Origin of the sequence: Sphingomonas sp. KR3-1, from assembly GCF_040049295.1 — a bacterium.
Classification (GTDB): domain Bacteria; phylum Pseudomonadota; class Alphaproteobacteria; order Sphingomonadales; family Sphingomonadaceae; genus Sphingomonas.
In genome coordinates this window covers 66,320-90,313 of the sequence record NZ_JBDZDQ010000004.1, presented here as the reverse complement: position 1 = coordinate 90,313, position 23,994 = coordinate 66,320, and the positions used below count along the sequence as shown (strand labels likewise).

12 protein-coding genes are annotated in these 23,994 nt (G+C 67.3%); 10 read left to right on the top strand and 2 right to left on the bottom strand.

Features of this window, described 5'->3' with window-relative positions; translation table 11 throughout:
- Positions 1-30 precede the first annotated feature (30 nt).
- The 6 genes from ABLE38_RS19495 to ABLE38_RS19470 all read left to right on the top strand — a co-directional run bounded on the left by ABLE38_RS19495 (position 31) and on the right by ABLE38_RS19470 (position 15,408).
- Positions 31-366 (top strand): hypothetical protein, encoded by a 336-nt coding sequence (locus tag ABLE38_RS19495; protein ID WP_348975920.1) that lies wholly within the window; start codon positions 31-33, stop codon positions 364-366.
- A gap of 50 nt (positions 367-416) precedes the next feature.
- Positions 417-13,223, top strand: coding sequence for a filamentous haemagglutinin family protein (locus ABLE38_RS19490; RefSeq protein ID WP_348975919.1), 12,807 nt, complete (start codon positions 417-419; stop codon positions 13,221-13,223).
- Positions 13,224-13,273: 50 nt separating this feature from the next.
- Positions 13,274-14,065 (top strand): SapC family protein, encoded by a 792-nt coding sequence (locus ABLE38_RS19485; protein WP_348975918.1) that lies wholly within the window; start codon positions 13,274-13,276, stop codon positions 14,063-14,065.
- 1 nt (position 14,066) lies between these two features.
- On the top strand, positions 14,067-14,654 hold the full coding sequence (locus ABLE38_RS19480; RefSeq protein ID WP_348975917.1) for an OmpH family outer membrane protein: 588 nt from the start codon (positions 14,067-14,069) through the stop codon (positions 14,652-14,654).
- The gene (locus tag ABLE38_RS19475; protein ID WP_348975916.1) at positions 14,651-15,073 is read left to right on the top strand and encodes a hypothetical protein; all 423 of its coding nucleotides are present in this window, start codon (positions 14,651-14,653) and stop codon (positions 15,071-15,073) included. The genes ABLE38_RS19480 and ABLE38_RS19475 overlap by 4 nt, the downstream gene beginning before the upstream one ends.
- 101 nt (positions 15,074-15,174) lie before the next feature.
- Positions 15,175-15,408 carry a hypothetical protein gene (locus ABLE38_RS19470; protein WP_348975915.1) on the top strand — a complete coding sequence of 78 codons (234 nt, stop codon included), beginning with the start codon at positions 15,175-15,177 and terminating at the stop codon, positions 15,406-15,408.
- A 143-nt stretch (positions 15,409-15,551) separates the two neighbouring features.
- Here the strand turns inward: ABLE38_RS19470 and ABLE38_RS19465 are convergent, their stop codons facing one another.
- Positions 15,552-16,475 carry a LysR family transcriptional regulator gene (locus ABLE38_RS19465; protein ID WP_348975914.1) on the bottom strand — a complete coding sequence of 308 codons (924 nt, stop codon included), beginning with the start codon at positions 16,473-16,475 and terminating at the stop codon, positions 15,552-15,554.
- Between the two features lie 115 nt (positions 16,476-16,590).
- Here ABLE38_RS19465 and ABLE38_RS19460 point away from each other — a divergent pair, with 115 nt between their 5' ends.
- From ABLE38_RS19460 to ABLE38_RS19445, 4 genes are all read left to right on the top strand, one after another.
- The gene (locus tag ABLE38_RS19460) at positions 16,591-17,343 is read left to right on the top strand and encodes an SDR family oxidoreductase (protein WP_348975913.1); all 753 of its coding nucleotides are present in this window, start codon (positions 16,591-16,593) and stop codon (positions 17,341-17,343) included.
- Positions 17,344-17,353: 10 nt separating this feature from the next.
- Positions 17,354-17,710, top strand: a complete 357-nt coding sequence (locus ABLE38_RS19455) for a nuclear transport factor 2 family protein (protein ID WP_348975912.1) — start codon at positions 17,354-17,356, stop codon at positions 17,708-17,710.
- 305 nt (positions 17,711-18,015) lie between these two features.
- Positions 18,016-19,749 (top strand): type I secretion system permease/ATPase, encoded by a 1,734-nt coding sequence (locus ABLE38_RS19450; protein ID WP_348975911.1) that lies wholly within the window; start codon positions 18,016-18,018, stop codon positions 19,747-19,749.
- Positions 19,746-21,107 (top strand): HlyD family type I secretion periplasmic adaptor subunit, encoded by a 1,362-nt coding sequence (locus ABLE38_RS19445; protein ID WP_348975910.1) that lies wholly within the window; start codon positions 19,746-19,748, stop codon positions 21,105-21,107. Before ABLE38_RS19450 ends, ABLE38_RS19445 begins: the two co-directional genes overlap by 4 nt.
- Positions 21,108-21,210: 103 nt before the next feature.
- Here ABLE38_RS19445 and ABLE38_RS19440 read toward each other — a convergent pair whose 3' ends face one another.
- Positions 21,211-23,550, bottom strand: a complete 2,340-nt coding sequence (locus tag ABLE38_RS19440; RefSeq protein ID WP_348975909.1) for a Calx-beta domain-containing protein — start codon at positions 23,548-23,550, stop codon at positions 21,211-21,213.
- Between the last annotated feature and the right edge of the window lie 444 nt (positions 23,551-23,994).

Here is a 23,994-nt window from a genome sequence, read left to right as displayed (position 1 = left end):
TCGCATTTGGCCAGCGCGCCTCGCCTCCTTTTGCCGGGCCTGATCCTGACGGCGGCGCCCGCCGGCGCGCAGGACAGCCGCCAGCCTGTTAGCGATCCGGGCATCGTCGTCACCGGCCAGGCACCCGCCTGCCGCCCGGCCGACCTCGCCTGCCTCAATGCCCAGCTGAAGCTATCCGGCGCCGGCCACCCGACGCCTTCGCCTGCGCGCGAAGGCGAGGCCGAGGCGACGACGCCCAGCCGCGTCGGCACCTTCAGCCAGACCGCCACTGCCCAGCGCATGGGCCGCAATTTCGGCAAGGCCGCGACGCCGTACCGGCCGCCGGCACCAAGCTATTCCCACCCGGCAGGGCCCGTGCCGCGATGATCGCGCCGCGCCGAGACCGCCATCCAAACCGTTTCAAACAGGGGCTTCCCATGTCGCATGTCCGTACCGCGTTGCTCACCGGCGCCAGCCTCGTCACGCTGCTCGTCAGCCAGCAGGCGTTCGCGCAGACCGTTTCCGGCATCCGCGGCGCGCCCGCGCTGGCGAGCGGCGGCCGCCCGTCGAACGGCGCCCCGGTAACGACGCTGCCGCCGACCGCCCAGTCGGCGCTGGCTCGCCAGAACGCGATCAAGGCGCGCACCGCGACGGCGCTCGATCTCGCCAACCAGGCCCAGGCTGCCGCGCGCGCCGCTGCGCTCGCCAAGCCGACTACGGTGCCCAACGGCCTGATCGCCGGCGGTCTCGTTCCCGCCGGCGCGATCACCACCAATGCGTCGCTGTGGCAGAATGCCGACAAGCCCACCCAGATCCTCGGCGCCGACGGCAAGACGCTGGTCACCATCGACCAGACCGCGGCCAAGGCGATCCTGACCTGGGACAGCTTCAACGTCGGCAAGGACACGACCGTCCATTTCGACCAGACCAAGGGCACCCAGGCCGACGGCTCGAACGAGTGGATCGCGCTCAACCGGATCAACGATCCCAGCCTCGCGCCCTCGCAGATCCAGGGCCAGATCAAGGCCGAGGGTTCGGTCTACCTCATCAACCGCAACGGCGTGATCTTCTCCGGCACCAGCCAGGTCAACACCCACTCGCTGATCGTCAGCTCGCTGTCGTTCATGCAGCTCAACAACCAGACGGTCGACCAGTCCAACCAGGCGTTCCTGAACGGCGGCATCGGCAATCCGCTCAGCAACAGCACCGCGATCTTCGGCGACACCGCCCCGGTCGCGGCGACCGGCGACATCACGGTCGAGGCAGGCGCGAACATCGAGACCAAGGAGGGCGGCTACTCGATCCTGCTCGGCACCAATGTCAACAATGCCGGCAACATCGTCGCCAATGGCGGGCAGACGATCCTCGCCGCCGGCCGCAGCATGACGTTCGACTTCTCCAGGAGCAGCGCCGGCACGCTCGTGCCGTTGGTCTATTCGGTCCGGACGCCGCTGGCGAACGGCGACTCCGTCCATTATTCGGTCACCAACACCGGCTCGATCGTCGGCCTGCGCAGCAATGTCTCGCTGATCGCCGGCTCGGTCACGCAGGACGGGCTGGTGATGGCGACCACCGGCATCACCAAGCCCGGCAGCGTCAACATCCTCGCCGGCTATGCGCTCGATGCCAATAGCGGCTCCACCGTGATCGGTGCCGTCAGCTTCACCGGGCGCTCGTTCACCGGCGTGCTGCCGGATGCGGGCAGCGAAACCACGTCCTCGACGCCGGCGGCGGACGACGTGTTCGAGGCCGGATCGGTCAACGTCACCGGTGCCGCGCTCTGGTTCCAGTCGGGCTCGACGCTGTACGCACCGGGCGCGGCGCTGACGCTGACGAGCGCGACCTCGCGCGAGGAGAGCGATTTCTTCGGCGAGATCCTCAACGGCATGGTTCCCGGGCGCCTCCAGATCGACAAGGACGCGATGATCAGCGTCGCCGGGCTGGCGGACGTGCAGCGGCCGATGTCGGACAATCTCGTCACGGTGCCGCGCCTCGGCCAGAACGAGCTTGCGGACTCGCCGGTGCAGCGCGACGGCATTCTCTACAAGAGCCCGTTCACCGTCGACGGCCGCGATAGCGGCACGCGCGAGGACGGCCTGTTCTGGGTCGGCTCGCCGGTCGCCAATGTCGGCGGCTATGTCCAGAACACGCCGCGCAGCGTGAGCCAGTTGCTGGTCGATGGCGGATCGATCGCGATCACCGGCAACAGCGTCGTGCTGGCGCCGGGCGGCTCGCTCGACGTGTCGGGCGGCTATACCCAATATCTCGGCGGCTCGGTGCAGACGACGCGGCTGATCGGCGCCGACGGACGGATCTACGACGCGAGCAGCGCCGATCCGCTGATGACCTATGTCGGCTTCGCCGGCCAGACGAGCATCGACCACAGCCGCTGGGGCGTCACCGACAATTTCAGCAACGGCATGATGAACGGCGGCGCTGCCTATGAGAGCAGCTATGTCCAGGGCGGCAAGGGCGGTGCGCTCAGCATCACTGCCGGGCAGATGGTCCTCGCGGGAACGCTGCACGGCGAAACGGTGATCGGGCGCTACCAGATCGGCGGCGGCAAGGAGCCGAAGGGCGCCGCGCTGACGCTCTCCGCGCTGGGGCTGCGCGTATCGGCGGACGGCACCGACTATGCCGATCTCGGCGCCGATTTCGGGGCCAAGACCAGCCTCTACACGCCCGAGCGGCTCGCGCTCGCGCCGAGCGACATCGGCAATATCCTGTGGACGCCGAACGTCTCCGCGGACACGATCGACGCCGGCGGTTTCGGCACGGTATCGCTGGTCGCCGACATGCTCACCGTCGATGCCGATGCCGCGCTGCGCGTGACGCCGGGCGGCAGCATCAATCTGACCGCAGGCAAGATGAACGTCTACGGCAGCCTCACCGCGCACGCCGGCAGCATCAATCTCGTCTCGACCGGCATCACCGGCGTGACATTGCTCCGCAACGGCGCGCCCGATGCCGGCATCGGCGCCAGCCCGGTCCTCTATACCGACAGCACCGTGCCCGTGCACGGCGACATCATGGTGGGCGAGCATGCGCTGCTCGACGTGTCGGGCCTGTGGGTCAATGATCGCGGCCTCGCGCTCGACGCACGGACCGGCGACAGCTTCGCCAATGGCGGATCGATCACGATCAAGTCGATCGCCACCGCAATGTATGCGCGCGCGAGCAATGGCGGGGGCGGGGGCGGCCCCTATGACACCACCGGCAGCGTGATCCTCAAGCAGGGCAGCGTGCTCGATGCGTCGGGCGGCGGCTATGTCGACATGCTCGGCCGCGTCGCGACGCGGAACGGCGTGGTCACCGGCAAGGGCGGCAACATCAGCCTCGGCGTCTATATGGACACGCCCGAATGGGTGATCGGCAACCTGGTGGAGGCCGGCGGCGGCGCGCCGCTGACCGGGGCGCGGCTCGAGCTGGGCGCGACGCTCAAGGGCTATGGCTTTTCGGGCGGCGGCACGCTGTCGATCCAGGCGCTGGGCCTCCAGATCGGCGGCGATCCGGCGGTGGCGCCGAGCTATGGCACCTATCTGTCCGCGGACTGGTTCGCTGGCCAGGGCTTCGGCGCGTACAAGCTGGGCGCGGTCTATGATGCGACGATCGCCGCCGGCACCACGGTGGCCGTGTCGCAGCGCAACTATGTCGCGGACCTGCCCGCGCTCGCGCAGCTCGGCACCGGCAGCGATATCGACAGCGTCGCGACGCTCGGCACGCTCGATCCCTATCACCGCCAGGCGACCGACTTCGCGCTGACCGCGGGCAGCTATCTCACCTGGAACGACGGCATCGCCAATGGCGGCAGCACGGCCACGCGGGCGAGCTTCACCGGCGTGACCGGCACGTTGCTGGTGGGCGAGGGGGCGTCGATCCAGGCCGATGCCGGCGCCGATATCGCGCTGTCTTCCTATGGCCAGCTGACCCTGCTCGGCGGGATCACCGCGCATGGCGGCTCGGTCGAGATCACCGGCCTGCGCAACGGCGGCGCCGGCTATGACTATGCCAGCCGCTCGGTCTGGCTCGGCAAGAACAGCGTGATCGACGTCTCGGGCATCGCGCTGGTCGATCCGTTCGCCGCGCCGCTGCGCGATGGCACCATCCCCGTCGCCGGCGTGGTGCTGGACGGCGGCAGCGTCTCGGTCCAGGGCACCAACGCCTTCGTCGTCGCCGAGGCCGGGAGCCGGATCGACGCGTCGGGCGCCTCCGCGATACTCGATATCCGCACGCAATCCGCCAACCCGCTAGCCCCGGTCGACTGGCGCGCGACGCAGGTGGCGAGCGACGGCGGCAGCATCGTGCTCGGCTCGAGCAACGGGCTCTATTATGACGGCACGCTGGTCGCGCAGGGCGGCAGCGCGGCGGCGCGCGGCGGCACGCTGCAGATCGCGGCGATCCCCGATTTCGACGGACGCGGCCTGCCCACCGCCTTGCCGCCGTCGGCCACGGCGATCCTTGTCCAGCAATCGGGCAATCTCGTCACCAGCGGCATGCAAGCGGGCGGCGCGATCGAGGGTGGCGGCATCTCGACGGTGATGCATTTCGCCGTTGATCGCCTCGATGGATCGGGCATCGACACGCTGGTGCTCGGCGACGATCCGACGCGCCTGTCGACCAGCTATGACACGATCCTGCCGGCGACGCTGAACACGATTGCCTTCGCTGGCGATGTGAACCTGTCGCTCGATCGCGCCGTGGTGATGAACGCGCACAACTATCTCGCGCTGCCCAAGGGGGCGACGAGCGTCCCGACCCAGAGCGCGGGGACGGTTTCGGTCGGCGGGACGCACGTCAACATCGACTCCGCCTATGTCGCGCTCGCCGGCGGCGGTCTCACCAACATCACGCCGGTCCTGGCTGGCGGCGATGCGACGCTCGACGTCAACGCCCGCCAGATCGATCTGATCGGCCAGTTCGCGCTCCAGCGCTTCGGCGATGCCAACTTCACCAGCAGCGGCGACATCCGCCTGATGATGCCCGCCGAGCTGTCTTATGTCAGCGCACTCAAGACCGGCCGCCCCGGCGAGCTGGTCACTGCGGGCGACCTGACCTTCAAGGCGGCGCAGCTCTACCCGGCGACCGGCACCGTGTTCCTGATCGCCGCGCCGACTGCAGGCTCGACGATCACCTTCCTCGGCAATGGCAGCACCACGGCGCCGGTTTCGGCCGGCGGAGCGCTGCTCGTCGACGCAGCCACCATCGTCCAGGACGGCACGATCCGCGCCCCGTCGGGCACGATCCAGCTCGGTGTCGGCGACATCGCCGACGCGGGCATCAAGACGGCGTTCAACAACCTGCCGCTGATCCATACCCAGTCGGTCACGCTCGGCGCGGGCAGCCTGACTTCGGTCTCGCTCGATAATCGCTCGCTGCCCTATGGCAGCACGACGGACGGCAAGGACTGGGCGCTGGTCGTCCAGAATTCGAACGGCACCACCACCAGGCTCGATCCGCTCACCCAGGCGCCCGAGAAGCTGATCGGCCTGGCCGGCGACAGCGTCGATTTCGCGAGCGGCGCGCCGGTGGACCTGTCGGGCGGCGGCAATCTCTATGCGCAGGAATGGGTGCCCGGCACCGGCGGCTCGCGCGACCTGCTCAACGCCGTCAACACCACTTATTCGAGCGGCGCGGCGGCGACGCAGACGCCGCTCTACGCCGATGGCCGCCCGGTCTATGCGGTGGTGCCGGGCTATGCCGCACCGGTTGCCGCCTATGACCCGAGCTTCGGCCATCCGGGCAGCGACCTCGTCTCGAGCGTCGGCAAGTCGGTCTATCTCTCGGGTGTGCCGGGCCTGCCCGACGGCGTCTACACGCTGCTCCCGGGCGAATATGCGACGATGCCGGGCGCCTTCCGCGTCGTCCAGCAGACCGGCACGGTCGACAGCGTCGCGAGCGACAATGTCACGCTCGCCGACGGCAGCCGCGTCGTCTCCGGCCGCTATGTCGATGCGCTGACCGGCAAGCAGGATGCCCGCAGCACCAGCTTCCTCGTCCAGTCGCAGGAGGTGTGGAAGCAGTATAGCGAATATACGATCACGCCGGCCGATACCTACTTCCCGGGTCAGGCGACGCATGCCGGAACCTCGGCGACGCGTACGCCGGTCGATGCCGGCCGGCTGGTGCTGGCGGCGTCCAACGCACTGAAGCTCGACGGCACGCTCAACGCCAAGGCCGGCGACAAGGGCCGCGGCGCCGCGGTCGACATCAGCGCGCAGGCGATCCAGATCCTCGGCGGCAGCGGCGTCGCGCGTACCGGCTATCTCCAGGTCGACGCGACCGCGCTCTCCAATCTCGGCGCCGAGAGCCTGCTGATCGGAGGCACGCGCAGCGACGGGGTGAACGGCACCACGATCAACGCCGCGGCGACCAGCGTCGTGCTGTCGAACGACAGCGGTTCGGCGCTCACCGGCCCCGAAGTGATGCTCGTCACCAAGGCCGGCGGCGCGACGGGCCTGCTGATCGAGCGCGGCAGCGTGCTCGCCGCCAAGGGCGACATCGCCAATCCGTCGAGCGCCCCGATCCTGATCGGCGCGACAGGCGGTGCGAGCGGCGACGGCGCGCTGGTCCGCGTCTCGAACGGTGGTTCGGTCGCGGTGATCCGCACCAACGTCCCCGGCCTCGACGGCGTGGCGGGCACCGCCACCGGCCTGCTCGACATTCGCGCCGGTGCCTCGATCCAGGGCGGCAAGTCGGCGATCCTCGATGCGACCGGCAATCTGCTGCTCGATCCGGGCGCCAGCTTCACCGGCGACGCGATCGATGTGAACGCCAACGCCATCGCCTTCCTCGGCGACGGCTCGGCGGCGACGCCGACCGGTTTCGTCGTCGGCGAGGCACTGCTCGCGCAGCTCGCCAATGTCGGCACGCTCGGGCTGCACAGCCGCTCGACCATGACCTTCTACGGCGATGTCGATCTCGCGACGAAGCAGTCGCTGATCCTCGGCGCGGCGGCCTTTGCCAGCGACGGCGGCGATGTGACGATCACTGCGCCCAGGCTTACCCTCGCCAACGACGTCGGCGGCACCGCGAGCTTCGCGGGCGGCACCGGTACGCTGGCGATCAACGCCGGCGAGCTCGATTTCGGCGTCGGCAACGTCACCGTCCGCGGCTTCGCCAGCGTCACCGCGACCGCAAGCCAGGGCATTGTCGGCCAGGGCAATGGCAGCGTCGATTTCGGCACGCTCGACGTGACGATGACGGCCCCGGTCTTCACCGTCGACAGCGGCGCCAACACTGCGATCAAGACGACGGGCGCGCTCACGCTCAATCGCGGCGCCGGCACCGCGATCGACCGCGAGACGCTGGGCGGCGCGCTCAGCCTCACCGGCGGTACGCTCTCCACCAACGCCACGATCCAGGCGCTTGCCGGCAACGTCACGCTGGCCACCACCACCGGCGACCTGACCCTGCGCGACGGCGCGCTGGTCAGCACCAAGGGCTATGGCAAGTCCTTCTTCGACACCGATGCCTATGCCCCCGGCGGCAATCTGACGCTCACTGCCAGCAACGGCGCGATCGCGATCGGCAGCGGCGCAACGCTCGATTTCTCGGGCGCCGACAAGGGCGGCGACGCCGGCGGCCTGACGCTTTCGGCCTCGGGCGCGGTCAATCTGGGTGGCACGCTCAAGGGCAATGCGGCGGACAAGTATCGCGGCGGGCGCCTCACGCTCGCCTCGGGCAGCGCGATCGACCTCGACCGCATCGCCGATCTCACCGCCAGCTCGGGCATCACCGGTGCGCTCAGTGTCACCAGCGGCGCGGGCAACCTTACCCTCTCGGCCGACAAGATTCTCAAGGGCCAGGTGATCTACCTCGCCGCCAACGGCGGCACGCACCCGAGCGCGACGGACGGCAATGTCATCGTCAGCGGCACGATCGACGTGTCGGGCCAGGCGGCGGGCCATATCGACCTGTACGGTGCCAGCGGCGTCGATCTGTCCGGCAAGCTGCTCGCGAGCAGCTCGGTGGCGCATCAGGACGGCGGCGCCGTGACGATCGGCACCAGCGGCGTGGCTGGCAGCGGCTACAACCTCCAATATGGCTATGAGAATGTCGTTAAGGCCGATAGCGGCACGATTCGCGTCCGAAACGGCGCGTTGATCGACGTATCGGGCGGCTCGAGCGAGGCGGGCGGCAGTGTCTCATTCCGCGCCCCCCTACTCACCGACGGCGACGTCAACATCGCGATCGACGGCGGCAATGCCAACATCAAGGGCGCCGGCCGCGTCACGATCGAGCCCTATGCCAAGTGGAGTACCGGCGACACCACCACCGGCGCACAGCATTTCGACGGCATCATCGATCCCGCCGGCTGGTACGGCGCCGACGGCAGGCTCGTCGCCGGCCAATGGACCGACGAGAAGGGTCTCGTCCTCGATCCGCCCGCCGACGACGCCGCGCTCAAGGACTATCTGAACAAATATTATTTCACGCCGACCACGGCCAACGCCGATCACACCGGCTTCTACGGCTACAAGAACGGCGACGTCGCCCAGGGGCCGGGCACGCTGATGGGCTTCATCCAGGCGCCCGGCTTCAGCTTCGGCAATCGCTATGCCGGTATCGCCAACGTCCATGTCCGCCCCGGCATCGAGCTCGCCAATCCCGGCGAGACGGTGAACGGCGGCAACATCTCGGTCCTCACCAACTGGAACCTTGGCGCGGGTGTCACCGGCCAGACCGGCGGCGTCACGCTCGCCTATCGCTATGGCCGCGAGGCGCCGGTGCTGACCGTGCGCGCCGAGCATGACATCGATCTCCAGGCCTCGATCACCGACGGCTTCTACCAGCAGAATGACGGCGCGGTGCTGCAGGATCCGGTGGCGCCGCCCAGCAGCGGGCCGACGCCCGGCGAACTCTATGCCGATGCCTTGGCGAAATATCAGGATGCCGTCAGCTATCAGGAGACCTGGGGCACCTGGGACGGCACGGTCCGGCTAAAATCGGGGGCGGCGGCATCAGGCCTCACGCCAGGCGGCGGCACCGCGGACATCACCGCCGATCCCTATTATTCACCGATCATCGCGCCGCTGACCGATCAGTCGGACGCCTATTACGGCAATTACGGTCTCTATATCGGCGAGGTCGGCGACGGCTCGGACACGTCGAAGTTCCTGTACCGCTTCCGGCTCCAGAACACGGCGGCGCGCGGCTTCCTCGTGTATAGCCCGACGACCCTGGTCGCGCCGCAGCCTGCTGCATACTCGACCTATGCCGCCTATGCGGCAGCCTATACGACCTGGCTGCAAGGCAATTTCGCGGCCACGCCCGTTGCCCTGAAATTGAAGACACCGTCGCCGCTGCTGCTGCCGATCGCGCAGGATTACGGCATCTATTCCGCTGACTATGCGACCTATGCGACCAACTACAACGCCTACATCACCTATGTGAACACCAAGGTCGGCAATGTGCTCGCCGGTTCGCAGCTCTTCTACGCCCCCTTCGCGCCACGCAGCGACACGCCCGGCAGTCAGGCGTACAAGGATGCGCTGGCAGCCTATCAGGCGAGCAAGGCGTTCCTGAACTCTCAGGGGCTGTGGAACGGCTCGATCAAGCTGGTGTCGGGTGGCACCGCAAGCCTGCTCGCCGATCCGAGCTACCAGCCGATCCAGGCGCCGCTGACCTCGCAGACCGACGCATATTACATGAACTACACCGCCTATATCGGTGAGGTGGGCACCCAGCGCGGCGACAATTGGGCGACGCTGTTCGCACAGTATCAGACCGGCGCAGGGCCGGGGTTCAAGCCGGTTTCACCGAACAATTCGCCGTTTGGCGACACGCTGCGGCCGGTATCCGATTTCGCGACCTATGCGGAATATCAGGATTATTATCAGAATAGCTGGCTCTATAATAACTTCTTCGATTACAGCGGCTTCAACGACACTACGCCGATCCCGTTGCAGCTGCCGATCGATGCGGACTATGGCGCCTACAGCCAGAATTATCGCAGTATCTACATCCCTGGCCACTATGCCTATTCGTTCTACGTCTGGGGCAGCGTCGGCAATCAGGTCGATGGCACACAGCTCTTCTACGCGCCGTTCGCTCCGCGCGAGAACGCCGCCGCGGGCGGCGGCAGCGGCCCGGTCACAGTGCCGGTCGCACCACGCGGGCCGAACAACAGCCCGTCGAACATGCCGATCGCCGGCAGCCCGGTCAGCCTCGCGTCGGCGACCTTGTTCGGCGGCGAGAGCAGTTCGTTCCGCTTCGTCGCGGGCGCCGATTTCGGTGCGGTCGACCCGCTGGGGCTGAACAGCCTCACCGGCACCGGCTCGGTCGATGTGACGGGCCATTTTGCGGTGATCGACAGCGCCACCGCCGACGAGAGCGGCAAGGCGATCGACGTCAAGGATCCCTATTACGGCAAGACACTCGTCTTCCCGACGGTGATCCGTACGGGCACTGGATCGATCGACATCGCGGCGGTCGACGATATCACCCTGCTCGATCCGCTCGCGCCGGGCGCGATCTACACCGCCGGCACCCCGGCCGAGGGCGCGCCTGCCGCCGGCACCGGCGTCCGCGTGATCCGCGGCTCGGTACTCACCGCGGCCTATAACCGATTGCCGACGCTGCTCGTCACCGCGCCGGTCCAGTCCGACGATGCCGGCGACATCACGCTCACCGCCGGCGGCGACATCCTCGGCAACCAGCAGGTCTATGATCTCGACGGCAGCATCACCAAGAACAAGGGGCAGCTGATCACCCAATATTGGTGGCCGTGGATGCAGACCGGCAACAACGGCGCACAGGTCGTGCAGGACACCGCCAGCTCGATCAATTTCGGCAATTTCGACCAGGGCATTCTCAGCACCGGCGGCGACGTGACCGTCTCGGCCGGCGGCGATATCCGCGAGCTCTCGGTGTCGCTGCCCACCACCTGGTATCTCACCGGCACCGGCCCGCGCGCGAGCCAGACGGTCAACCAAGTCGGCGGTGGCGATCTCAGCGTTACCGCGGGTGGTGACGTCCTCGCTGGCGCCTATTTCGTGTCGAAGGGCAGCGCGCGGATCGACGCGGGCGGCAAGATCGGCCCGTCCTTCACCTTCACCCAGGCGGCCAGCGGCACGTCGAGCCCGGTTTCGACGCTGCTCGGCGTGCAGGACTCGCAGTTCGCGGTCCATGCGCGCGGCGACATCGATATCGGCGGCGTGGTCAATCCTTCGCAGATGGGAAGCGCGACACCGAATGCCGGCATTTTCTTCGGCGACAACCAGAGCCTCACGACCGGTTCTGCGCTGCACGTCAGCAGCACGATCGGCGATGTCGGCTTCCTGACGATCAACAATCAGGATTGGCTGCTGGGCGCTTATTTCGGCGCGCGCGAAAGCGCCAATTCGATGCTGCCCGCGACGGTGGACATCGCGGCGCTGGACGGCGGGATCACCGTCGCGGGCGACGGTTACCTCTACCCGTCTGCGAAGGGCCAGCTCAGCCTGATCGCCGATGGCGATGTGCGCTTCGTCTATAACCGCGATGTCGCCATTAACTCGGCCTTCGGCATGACCGACGTGAAGGCATCGCTGCTGCTCTCGATCCTCAACGTCAATCCCAACGTCAGCCTGGCCCTACAGAGCAACCCGGGCGTGGCGATCCAGAATATCGACGGGCTGCTCCATGCCGGCGACACCGAGCCCGCGCGGATCTACAGCCTGACCGGCGACGTCATCGGCGGCCGGCTGGAGACGCAAGATCCGATCCTGCTCGGGCTGCAGACCAATGCGCTGATGCTCCAGACCACCAAGCCGACCCAGATTCATGCCGGTCGCGATATCTACGACCTGATCTTCCTCGGCCAGAACCTCTATGACAGCGACGTTACCAGCATCATCGCCGGTCGCGACATCATCGATCGGGCGGGGGGCAAGGTGACCTCTGGTATCGGTGGGATCTACCCCGCCTACGTCAATCCCGGCCTGATCCAGCTCGCCGGCCCCGGCACGCTCGACGTGCAGGCCGGGCGCGACCTCGGCCCGCTCGACCGCGACCAGCCCGATACCGGCCGCCTGCCGAGCACGGGCATCCAGACGATCGGCAATTACTACAACCCCTATCTGCCGCGCGGCAGCGCCAGCATCTCGGTGCTGTTCGGCACCGGTTCGGGCGTGGCGTGGGATGCGTTCGCGGCCGCCTATCTCGATCCGTCGAGGGCTCTGGATGGCATCCCGTCCTTCGACGCCGATCTGATCGACGCCGTCGCGCAATATCAGGCCGACCAGGAAAAGCGCGGGGGCGGAAACGGCGCCTTGCCCGATCTTACCGCCAATCAGGCCTGGGCCGCTTTCCAGCTGATGCCGGTGGCACAGCGCGAGGCGCTAGTCGAGAAGGCGTTCTTCCGCGTGCTGGCGGTGACCGGCGCGGATTACAACGATCCCGACAGCCTGTATTTCAACAAATATGCGCGCGGCTATCAGGCGATCGAGGCGCTGTTCCCCTCGGGCCTCGGCTATACCAAGAACAATCTCGAGGGCGGAGCCAACGGCGCGGCCACCCGGGTGGCGACCGGCAACCTCGACATTCGCGGCTCGACCATCCAGACCCAGCAGGGCGGCGACATCTCGATCATGGGGCCCGGTGGCCAGATGCTGGTCGGCTCGACCGCGTCCCCGCCCTATGTTCCCGCCACGCCGGGCCGGGCGGGCATCGGGCCGCAGTCGCAGGGCATCCTTGCCTGGGAGACGGGCGCGGTGAACATCTTTCTCGACCAGTCGCTGCTGCTCGCCCAGAGCCGCATCTTCACCGAGCGCGGTGGCGACATGACGATCTGGTCGTCGAACGGCGACATCAACGCCGGCAAGGGCAGCAAGACCTCGAGCGAGATCAAGCCGGTCGAGTTCGTCTGCTCGGTCGATTATTATTGCCGGATCGATGGCGCGAGCCAGGTGACCGGGGCGGGTATCGCCGCCTTCGCCGGGGAGGCGGGCGTGACGCCGCCCACGGTCACTTTGGTGGCGCCGCGCGGCACGGTGGATGCGGGCGATGCCGGCATCCGTGTCGCCGGCAATCTGATCGTCGCGGCGCAGGCCGTCGCCAATGCCGACAATATCCAGGTCGAGGGCAAGGCGATCGGCGTGCCGACCAACACGGTCGATGTCAGTGCCAACCTCAGCGCGTCGAACGCCGCGGCCAGCGCGGTCAAGGCGGCGCAGGATGCGGTGCAGGACAGCCGCCGCAACGATCGCCCCTCTACCGTGATCGTCGAGATCGAAGGCTTTGGCCCGGCCTCGGACGACCAGTGATCCCCGAACGGCCGGGCCCGGCGCCCGGCCATACCCTTCCCGGAGCAACCATGACCGACACAGTCCGGCGGCAATTGCCGCTCTTCTATCGCACGCCTGAGCCGCTCAACGCGGCGCAGCATGGCGATCTGCGAATCGTCGAGGGTGACCTTGCCTTCGCCGCCGACACCAACGCACTCCCGATCGTGCTCGGCGAGTTCGCCGCGGCGATGCGCCACTATCCGATCGTTTTCGCCGGCGATGATGGCTTCCCCGTCGCGATCCTCGGCCTCGGCCAGGGCAATCGCTTCGTCGAGCAGGGGCGCTGGGGCGAAGGCATCTACCTGCCGGCCTATCTGCGCCGCTATCCCTTCGGCTTCATCGACGCCGGCGCGCGCGGTTTCGCGCTGGCGCTCGATACCGGCTCGGAACGCGTCGTACGCGGGGACGAGGCTGGTGTCGCGCTGTTCGAGGGCAATCAGCCGACCGAATTCACGCTAGGCGCGATGGCGTTCTGCAACGAGTTTCAGGCCGCGCATGGCCAGACCCGCGCCTTTGTCGAGGCGCTGCTCGCCAACGACCTACTAGTTATCCAGGAAGCCGAGGCAAGGCTCGCCTCCGGGCAGCCGATGCGGCTCGGCGGCTTCCGCGTCGTCGATCGCGAAGCGTTCGGCAAGCTCTCCGATGCGCTAGTGCTCGAATGGCATCGGTTGGGCTGGCTCGCGCTGATCCATTTCCATTTCGCCTCGCTCGATCGCTTCCAGGACCTGTTGGTGCGCGAGAGCGCACTGGCTTCAGCTACAGATGACTCGTCACAATCCGATGCCATTGTCGGCATCGATTCTTCCATCGAGGTGCACTGACATGCGGTATCTTCTCGTCCTGCTCGCCCTTGGTTTCGGCACCGGCAGCGCCCAGGCGCAAACCGCGCCCGCCACGCCGGGCCTCGGCGGCACGCCCATCGCCGGGCTCTGCCTGCTCTCCCGCCAAGCCGTATTCGCCAATGCCAAGGTCGGCGTAGCGGCATCGGCGCGGCTCGCGCAGCTCGCCGAAGACGTCCGCAAGGAACTTGCTGCGGAGCGAGGCTCCCTCGAAGCCGAACTGAAGGCGTTCCAGGCGGAGCAGGCGAAGATGACGCAAGCGCAACGCGATGCGCGTGAAAAGGCGCTGTCGCCGCGCCTCCAGGCAGCACAGGCCAAGGCACAGCAGCGCAATGCCGAGATCGATGCCACGCGTCAGAAGGCGCTGGCGCAGATCTCCGACCAGGCGCAGCCGGTGATCGCGCAGGTTTACAAGGCGCATGGTTGTGGCCTGCTGGTCGATCGCAACTCGGTGCTCGGCGGTAATCTGGCCAACGATCTCACCGCCGATGTGGTTAAGGGGCTCGATGCCAAGCTCACCACGATCAGCTTCAATCGCGAGACGCTGCCTGCCCCGGCGCCTGCGCAATGATGCGGCTGCTCCGGAGGGTCACTGCGCTGGCGTCGCTCGGTCTCGGCGTTGCCGCCGGCACCGCATCGGCGCAGCAGGTTACGCCGGCAGAGGCACCAGCAACCTGGATTGCCTATGCCGAATTGGTCAGTCGCGAAGCAGCGACGATCCTGGGCGGGGACGACGCGCGCGCACTCAATTTGCGGAAGCTAGTGCAATCGGCTGGTGCGACGCCAGTGATCAAGCTCAGCTTGTGGATCGGTCCAGACGGTATCGTGACACGCGTCGAAGCCGCGACGGGAGTCGAACCTGCGGCAGGGGAGGCGGCGCGCTCGCTGCTCAAGGGTTTGAAGTTGTCGCAAGTCCCGCCCGCTGGCATCCTCCTGCCGCTGCGTATCGCCGCGCGGGCTGAGGATACGGGCGCGGATCGAGGCGAATAGCCAAAGCAGGATCGATCTGCGCGTCAACGGCCAGGTCCACTATGGCGCGACGAGCCAGCTTAGGATCGGAACGTTGGTGCAGTGAAATACGCTGCGATGGCGTGCCGACAGACATCTTTGCCCAGCGGCTGCCCGCGGTTGCCTATATGGACTTGAATGTGGCGTTCCACCTCGCCGATACTCGGGGCAAGCCGGAATTCTACGTCAATGTGCAGGATTTGCTCAATACTTCGCCCCCGGCATTCGCGGCCGGCACGGCGCCGGGCCAATCCTATGCCTTCTCCGATGATCCGATCGCGCGCTGCATCACCGTTGGCTTCTATCTCCGCTTCTAACGCGGAGCCTTCGCTGAAGGACCGGATGCGTTTCGCCCAGGCTCCCGGCTGAGCGGGAGCCTGGGTGAAGTCGTTGTGCGCGGCGAGGGGTGTCGACAGGCCCCGGGGGCAGCAGGGTGGATGCGGCCGGTGGATCGGGGCATCTACCCCTCGGAAGACGCAGTCCCTGTCCCCGGGGTGAGATCTCGGGGAAAGCCCGCAGCCAGATGGTCGATAAGGGCGCGAACGGCAGGCGGCAGTCCGCGACGCGTCGTAAAGACCAAGTGTACGATCCCCTGCACGCCGCGCCATGCCGGCAGGACGCGCACCAGCCTCCCTGCGTGCAACGTCTCGGCGCAGACGTGATCGGGAAGTATCGCGATCCCCAACCCATCGATCGCGGCGGCTCGCACCATGGCCATATCCTCGCAGCCCAGGCGTGGCGCGAATGGGACGATCTCCTTGCGCCCGTCCTCCGCTTCGAGGTGCCATTCGAGATCGTCCGCGGCATCCTGAGTGGCCAGCGCGGGAAAAGACGCCAATTGGTCGATGCTCGCGATCCGGCTCGCGATTTGCGGGCTCGCGACCAGAATGCGGGTCGACATTCCCAGTGATCGCATCGTCAGCGCGGCATCGCCGGTGAGGTTCGTGCGGACACGCAGTGCGAGATCGATCCGCTCCTCGATCAGGTCCACCGCGCGATCGGTCGCGACGAGCTGAAGACGCACTTTGGGGTAGCGGGCAAGGAACGATGTGATCAGACGGGAGATCGGTTCGAGCATGCCAGTCGGGCAGCTGAAGCGCACTCGGCCATGCGGCTCGGCCTGCGCCTGCATCACCAGCGCCTCGGCCTGCTCGGCTTCCGCAAGGATCGCTCGACAGCGTTCGTAGAAGGCCTGGCCCGTGTCGGTCACGCGGAAGCGGCGGCTCGAGCGCTCGATCAGCCGGAGCCCCAGGCGCTCTTCCAGCCCGGCGATACGGCGGCTGAGCTTGGACTTGGGTTCGCGCAGTGCGCGTCCCGCGGCCGCGAAGCCGCCATGCGCCACGACCTCGGCAAAATAGGCATAGTCGTTGAGATCAACCCGCATCATCGTTCCCCTAACGGAACGCTAGGTGCCATATTTGCTATCTACACGCATCATCGTTCTCGCTGCATCTCCAAAGGGCGACGGCGCTTTGCCGTAACTCGAAGGGAGACTGAAAATGACGGACCGGTTCAGCAGCAAGGTGGTGGTGGTCACCGGGGGCACCAGCGGCATCGGCCTCGCCACCGCCAAGGCATTCGCTGCCGAGGGTGCCTCGGTGTTCGTCACCGGGCGTCGCCAGGATGCGCTCGATGCCGCGGTCAAGGCGATCGGCGGCCGGGTTACTGGCGTGCGCGGCGACATGGCCAATCTCGCCGATATCGACCGGCTCTATGACGCGGTCCAGCAGCAGCACGCCCAGATCGACGTGGTCTTCGCCAATGCCGGCGGCGGCGACATGCTGCCCCTCGGTGCGATCACGGAGGAACATTACCAGCGGATCTTCGACACCAATGTGAAGGGTGTCCTGTTCACGGTGCAGAAGGCGCTTCCTCTCCTGAAGGGCGGCGCATCGGTGATCCTCACCGGTTCCACGACAAGCGTCTCGGGCACGCCTGCCTTCAGCGTTTACTCGGCCACCAAGGCGGCGGTGCGCAACTTCGCCAGGAACTGGATCCTCGATCTCAAGGACCGGCACATCCGCGTGAACACGGTCAGCCCAGGCGTGACCGATACCGCCGGCCTCAACGAGCTCTTCGGCGGTGGCGAACAGGCACAAGGCACCAAGGACTATCTCGCCAGCCTTATCCCCGCCGGCCGCGTCGGCCAGCCCGAGGAGATCGCCAAGGCCGTGTTGTTCCTCGCCTCCGAAGATGCCAGCTTCGTCAATGGCATCGAGCTGTTCGTCGATGGCGGCCAGGCCCAGATCTGAGGAGGGCGATATGGAAGACGTGGTGAAACAGCTGCTGCTGCGCAACCTGCACGAAGTGTTTGGAGAGCGCGATTCCGCGCGGCGTCGCGCCGCAATCCAAGCGATCTACGCACCGGATGCCAGGTTCGCGGATCCCGAGGGGAGCCATGTCGGATGGGACGGTGTGGAGATGGCGGCTGCCGCTCTCCAGGCCGCAACTCCGGGCTTCGTCTTCGGGGCGCTAGGTGCGGCGGAGGCCGTGCAGAATGCGGGACGGCTTCGCTGGGCCTACGGCCCGGCCGGCGAGCCTGAGAAGGTCACCGGCATGGATGTCGCGGTCGTGGAAGATGGGCTGATCAGGCAGATCTACACCTTCGTCGATCGCTAACGGTGCGTCATGCCTCGCTTTTCGGATCGGGCCGGGGGCGGGGCAGGTCGGCCCAGGCTGGTATCGCAAGCCCATGACGGGTGTCGGACATTGGAAGGCGGTCAGTGTAGCTCGCGCAGGGATCCGCCGGTTAACGACCAGATTGCTCCCGCGCCCGCAGTTTTGTCCATTGCTGTCACAATCAACCGGGAGGCCTCTGCCCGGAGATGTTTTTCCGAGAAAGCGTCACATTGATCCCGTAGCGATGCCGCGCCGGGCGAAGCTATGGGCTTCCCCTTGCTTGAGGGGGTCATCCGGGTCGAGCGATGGACAAGTCTCGCCTTGCATCTTCCGGCCTTGCGAAGGCGTTTGCCCTGTGCCGCCGCCATCTGATCGCCGCGGCGGTGTTCAGTGCGCTGCTCAATCTACTCTACATCGCGCCGACGCTGTACATGCTCCAGGTCTATGACCGGGTGGTCCCGACCAAGGGCCTGCAGACGCTGGCATTCCTCACGTTGGTGCTACTCTTCGCGCTGGCCACGCTGGCACTGCTCGATGGCGTGCGGTCGCGGCTGCTGGTGCGCGCCGGGGTGCAACTCGACGCCGCACTCGCGCCGCTGATCCTCGACGCGACGCTGGGGCGTCCCGATCTCCCGTTCGCGCGCCAGGCGCTGCGCGAGTTCGACACGATGCGTGTCACGCTCAGCGGTCCGGGCGTGCTCGGCTTGTTCGATGCGCCCTGGGCGCCGATCTACATTCTGGTCTGCTTCCTGGTGCATCCCTGGCTCGGCACGGTCGCGATCCTCGGCTGCGTGGTGCTGCCGCTGATTGCCTGGGCCAATGAGCGCGCGATGCGCAAGCGGCTGGACCGGGCGCAGAAGGTGGCCACGCTTTCCTATGCCAGCCAGGAGGCGGCGCTGGGATCGAGCGACAGCGTCCGCGCGCTCGGCATGCGCCGTGCGCTTGTCGCCCGGCAATTGCGCCACCGCGCGGCGATGCTCGACGCACAGACCGAGGCGGGCTTCGCCACGGGCGGCTATCTCACCGCCACCAAGTTCGTCCGCCTGTCGCTCCAGTCGCTGGCGCTTGGGCTTGGCGCGCTGCTCGCAGTCGACAATCTCATCTCGGGCGGCGCGATCTTCGCGGCCTCCTTCCTGATCGCCCGCGCGCTTGCGCCCATCGAGCAGTTGATCGGTACTTGGCGCCCGCTTGTCCAGGCGCGGCAGGCCTATCACAACCTCGGCATCCTGCTCGACAGCGCGGCCGAAGCGCCCGTGCGGACCCGGCTGCCCGCGCCGCGCGGCGACGTGACGCTCGAGAACGTGACGGTGCTCAACGACACGCGCGACGGCATGATCCTCAATTCGGTCTCGCTGCGCCTGGCAGCGGGAGAGGTGATCGCGATCGTGGGGCCGAGCGGGGCAGGCAAATCGACGCTCGTCCGAACGATCGCCGGCGCGCGGCTGCCCGATCATGGCGTGATCCGTTTTGATGGGGCTGATGCGAGCGACTGGGATGCCGAGGGGCTGGCCCGCCATATCGGCTATTTGCCGCAGGATTTTGCCCTGTTTTCGGGCACAGTTGCAGAGAATATCGCGCGTTTCGCGGCCGAGCTGGGCGAGGACCGCAAGGCGATCGACGCCGCGGTGATCGCCGCGGCCGGGAAGGTCGGCGCCGATGCGCTGATCCGCCGGCTCCCCAAGGGATATGAGCACGAACTGAAGCTGCGCGGCGCTGGCCTGTCGGCGGGCCAGGCGCAGCGGATCGCGCTGGCCCGTGCCGTCTATGGCGATCCACCGATCCTGATCCTCGACGAGCCCAATGCGCATCTCGACGCCGAAGGCGACGCCGCGCTGATCGCCGCCCTCGGCGCGCTCAAAGCGGAAGGGCGAACGATCGTGATCGTTTCGCACAAGCTGGGGATCCTGCCGGTTGTCGACCGTATCCTGGTGCTGCGCGAAGGAAGGATCGAGATGTTCGGACCCCGCGACGAAGTGCTCCCCAAGATCACGCCGCCCGCCTTGCGGGTCGCGCGCGCCGCGGCGGCGAACGCGGGATGACCGCGGCCGTGCTCGCGCCGCACCAGACGGCGGTGCCCTTCGCCACGCCGCCGGTCGCCAATCCGATGCGCGACATCCGGTTCGGCGCGGGCGTCGGCGCGCTGTTCTTCGTGCTGTTCCTGGGCTGGGCGGGCTTTGCGCGGCTCGATGCGGCGGCCTACGCGCCGGGCACGCTGGTCGTCTCGGGGCAGCGTCAATCGGTCCAGCACCGCGACGGCGGGGTGGTCGGCAGGATTCTCGTGCGCGAGGGCCAGCGCGTCGAACGCGGCCAATTGCTGGTCCAGCTCGCCGCCGCCGACGTGCAGGCGCAGGAGCGGGCGCTGGCGTCCCAGTCGATCCGGCTGCTCGCCCAGCGCGCACGGCTCCAGGCAGAGGAACTGAGCAAGGCGAGCTTCGCGCCGCCGCCAGAATTCGCCGCGCTCGCGCCCGAGGACCGCGCCGAGGCCGACATGGCGATGCGGCTGCAGCGGACCGAACTCGCCGCGCGCTACGCCGTGCTCGTGGCGCAGCGCGATGCGCTCGGCCAGCGCGTCGTCCAGTCGAGCGAGCAGGGCCGCGGCTATGGCCGCCAGGCGGACTCGACGCAGGAGCAGCTACGGCTGATCGAGGAGCAGATTCGCGTGCTGCGCCCGGTCGCGGACAAGGGGTTCGTCTCGGAGACCCGGATGCGCGACCTCGAGCGCGCGCGCGCCGAGCTGAAGGGCCAGGGCGGCCAGTATAGCGCGAGCGTCGCCCAGACGCGCGGCGCCATGGGCGAAAGCCGGATGCAGATGCTCGAGACCGAGCGCAGCTTCCGCGAACGGACCGCCGCCGACCTGCGCGACGTCGAGAACCGGCTCGGCGAAGTGCTGCCCAAATGGATCGCCGCGCGCGATCAGCTCGAGCGGACCGCCATCCGCGCACCCGCTACCGGCGCGGTCGTCGGCCTGTCGATCTTCACGCCGGGCGGCGTGATCTCGCCGGGCCAGAAGCTGATGGACATCGTGCCCGAGCATGTCGCGCTGCGCATCCAGGCACGGATCGCGCCGGACGACGCCGACGACCTCGCGGTGGGCCAGCGGACGCTGGTGCGGTTCACCGGCCTGCACGAGCGGCGCCTGCCGAACCTGGAGGGCCAGCTCACGCGGCTGTCGGCGGACAGCTTTATCGACGAGAAGACGGGTCAGAGCTTCTTCACCGGAGAAGTCACGGTGCCGCGCGACCAGATCCGCCTGATCCAGGCCGTGCGCGGGAGCGATTTCGCGCTGCGCCCCGGCATGCCGGTCGAAATCCTGATCCCGCTGCGCAAGCGCACTGCGCTCGATTACGCGCTGGAGCCGCTCGTCGGCAGCTTCTGGTCCTCGTTCCGCGAGCATTGATCCGGCCGCAGGTTGCCGCCGTTTCCTTCTTCCGCCTGAGTATCCGCTAGCAAGGAAAGTCATCCCGGCCGGGCGGGGGAAGCCCGGTCGGGATGTTCGCGCATCAGAAGCCGTGCGCGAGGTCCATCGAGGTGACGTGATGCGAGAGCGTGCCCGAAAGCGCGCCATCGGCATCGAGCAGGCCGGCCAGGCCCGACAGATGGTCGAGCGACGAATCGCCCTCGACGATGTGCACCTGGCTGGCGTTGCTCACGCCGAGCAGCGTTGCCGACCCGCCCAGGCTGAACTTCAGGACGAGATCGTTGACGCCGTCATGATTGACGTCCTTGACCTGGGTGCCGGTCACCCGGACGCCGTCGTCGAGCACGATCTGATCTTGGCTCGTGTTGAAGTCGTAGATCGTGTCGTTGCCCTCGAGCCAGCTGAAGTGGAAGCTGTCGGCGCCGGCATCGCCCCAGAGCTTGTCGTTGCCGAGGCCGCCGTACAGCGCGTCGTTGCCGGTGCCGCCGTGCAGCTCGTCCTTGCCCAGCCCGCCGTACAGCTTGTCGTTGCCGTCGCCGCCGTTGAGCACGTCGTTGCCCAGGCTGCCGTCGAGCAGGTCATGCCCGCCCAGGCCGTTGAGCGTGTCGTTGCCCAGGCTACCCCATAGCGTGTCCTCACCCGCCGTGCCGTTGAGCGTGTCGTTGCCGATGGTGCCGATGCGCACCACGCCGTCGGCCACGCCGGTCACCGTGACGGTCACCGTCGCGGTGCTGGTGAGGCCGCCGGCATCGGTCACCGTGTAGCTGAAATGGTCGGTCGCGGTCGCACCGGGCGCGAGCGCGTCGAACGCATCGGCGTCGGCGACATATTGCAGCGACTGGTGCGCCGCGTCGAACACGACATGGCCGAGCGTGCCCGAGGTGTTGACGGCGCTGATCGAAAGCGGCTGGCCTTCCGGATCGGTGTCGTTGGCGAGCAGCGAGGTCCACAGGTTCGCCGAGGTCGCATCCTCGTTGACCGCCGCGCTGTCGTTATGCGCAACCGGGGCCTGGTTCGGGAAGTCGTCGTTGACGATGGTGCCGGTGGCGTCGCCGTCATCGATGACCAGGTTGGCGCTCAGCGGGAAGAGGTGCGCCGAAAGCGTCTCGTTGGCCTCGACCGTCGTGTCGCCCTTGACCGCGACGCTGATCGTCTTGGTCGTCTCGCCGGCGGCGAAGTCGAGCGTGCCGGAGAGGACGGCGCCCGGGGCAAGGTCGCTGCTCGCAGCAGTGCCGTCGAGGTCGACGCCATATTCGACGCTGGCGGCGCCGGTGGTGTTGCCCGAGCGGGTGACGGTGAAGACGAGGTTGCTGGTGCCGCTGTTGCCTTCGACGACGCTGGCGTCGCTGATGCTGAGGTGGCCGGGCAGGACGTCGTCGTTGACGATGGTGCCAATGGCGTCGCCGTCATCGACGATCGCGTTCTCGCTGAGCGCGTAGAGATGCGCCGAGAGGGTTTCGTTGGCCTCGACCGTCGTGTCGCCCTTGACGGCGACGCTGATCGTCTTGGTCGTCTCGCCGGCGGCGAAGTCGACCGTGCCCGAAAGGACCGCGCCCGGGGCGAGGTCGCTGCTGGCGGCGGTGCCGTCGAGGTCGACGCCATATTCCACGCTGGCGGCAGCACTGGTGCCGCCGGTGCGGGTGACGGTGAAGACCAGATTGCTGGTGCCGCTGTTGCCTTCGACGACGCTCGCGTCGCTGATGCTGATGTGGCTCGGGAGGACGTCGTCGTTGACGATGGTGCCGATGGCGTCGCCGTCATCGACGATCGCGTTCTCGCTCAGCGCATAGAGGTGGGCCGAGAGCGTCTCGTTGGCCTCGACCGTCGTGTCGCCCTTGACCGCGACGCTGATCGTCTTGGTGGTTTCGCCGGCGGCGAAGTCGACGGTGCCGGAGAGGACCGCGCCCGGGGCGAGGTCACTGCTCGCAGCGGTGCCGTCGAGATCGACGCCATATTCGACGCTGGCCGCGGCGCTGGTGCCGCCGGTGCGGGTGACGGTGAAGACGAGGTTGCTGGTGCCGCTGTTGCCCTCGACGACACTCGCGTCGCTGATGCTGATATGGCTCGGCAGGAAGTCGTCGTTGACGATCGTGCCAATCGCATCGCCGTCATCGACGACGACATCGCCGCTCAGCGGATAGAGATGGACCGAGAGCGACTCATTGGCCTCGATAACGGTGTCGCCCTTGACGGCGACGCTGATCGTCTTGGTGGTTTCGCCGGCGGCGAAGTCCACGGTGCCGGAAAGGACCGCGCCCGGGGCGAGGTCGCTGCTCGCGGCGGTGCCATCGAGATCGACGCCATATTCGACGCTCGCGGCGCCGCTGGCGTCGCCGGTGCGGGTGACGGTGAAGACGAGATTGCGGGTGCCGGAATTACCCTCGACGACGCTCGCATCACTGATGCTGAGATGACCGACCATGGGACATTATTCCTTTAGAAAGTCCACGCGTAGCGCGCAGAGATGAACCGGGTACGCGAATCACAAACAAAGTGACCAGTTTTGGTAATCTTCGAGTATGACAAGGCCATTTCGTCGAGTTTTATTGCTCAATTTTACGATCTTGTTATGTTTTGGTCTGTTGTTGATTTAGTTTTGTCTATTGTTGTGATGATTTGTACGATGTTGTGTCTGAAGCTGTGGGCTTGGGCGCAAGAGACGCCTTCCGGCGAGGGGAAGGGGACGTGCGCGGCACCACGGCCGGTCCCGGCTCCCGGCGTGCAAGTAGCAGCGGCGGCCCATTGCGGGTTTCCGCAATCCGACGCTGTGGTGGCGCAGAAGGCCCCGTGATTCCCCTAGGCGATCAAATCGCGGAATCGGCGATGTCACACTAGCGTCCCAGAAGAGTGATCTAAAAAGCGCACC

Excerpts from the sequence above, each read along its gene's own strand:
- ABLE38_RS19460 (WP_348975913.1), top strand. The coding sequence starts at position 16,591 with ATGACGGACCGGTTCAGCAGCAAGGTGGTGGTGGTCACCGGGGGCACC.
- ABLE38_RS19465 (WP_348975914.1), bottom strand. The coding sequence starts at position 16,475 with ATGCGGGTTGATCTCAACGACTATGCCTATTTTGCCGAGGTCGTGGCG.
- ABLE38_RS19455 (WP_348975912.1), top strand. The coding sequence starts at position 17,354 with ATGGAAGACGTGGTGAAACAGCTGCTGCTGCGCAACCTGCACGAAGTG.
- ABLE38_RS19440 (WP_348975909.1), bottom strand. The coding sequence starts at position 23,550 with ATGGTCGGTCATCTCAGCATCAGTGATGCGAGCGTCGTCGAGGGTAAT.
- ABLE38_RS19490 (WP_348975919.1), top strand. The coding sequence starts at position 417 with ATGTCGCATGTCCGTACCGCGTTGCTCACCGGCGCCAGCCTCGTCACG.
- ABLE38_RS19485 (WP_348975918.1), top strand. The coding sequence starts at position 13,274 with ATGACCGACACAGTCCGGCGGCAATTGCCGCTCTTCTATCGCACGCCT.
- ABLE38_RS19445 (WP_348975910.1), top strand. The coding sequence starts at position 19,746 with ATGACCGCGGCCGTGCTCGCGCCGCACCAGACGGCGGTGCCCTTCGCC.
- ABLE38_RS19475 (WP_348975916.1), top strand. The coding sequence starts at position 14,651 with ATGATGCGGCTGCTCCGGAGGGTCACTGCGCTGGCGTCGCTCGGTCTC.
- ABLE38_RS19480 (WP_348975917.1), top strand. The coding sequence starts at position 14,067 with ATGCGGTATCTTCTCGTCCTGCTCGCCCTTGGTTTCGGCACCGGCAGC.
- ABLE38_RS19450 (WP_348975911.1), top strand. The coding sequence starts at position 18,016 with ATGGACAAGTCTCGCCTTGCATCTTCCGGCCTTGCGAAGGCGTTTGCC.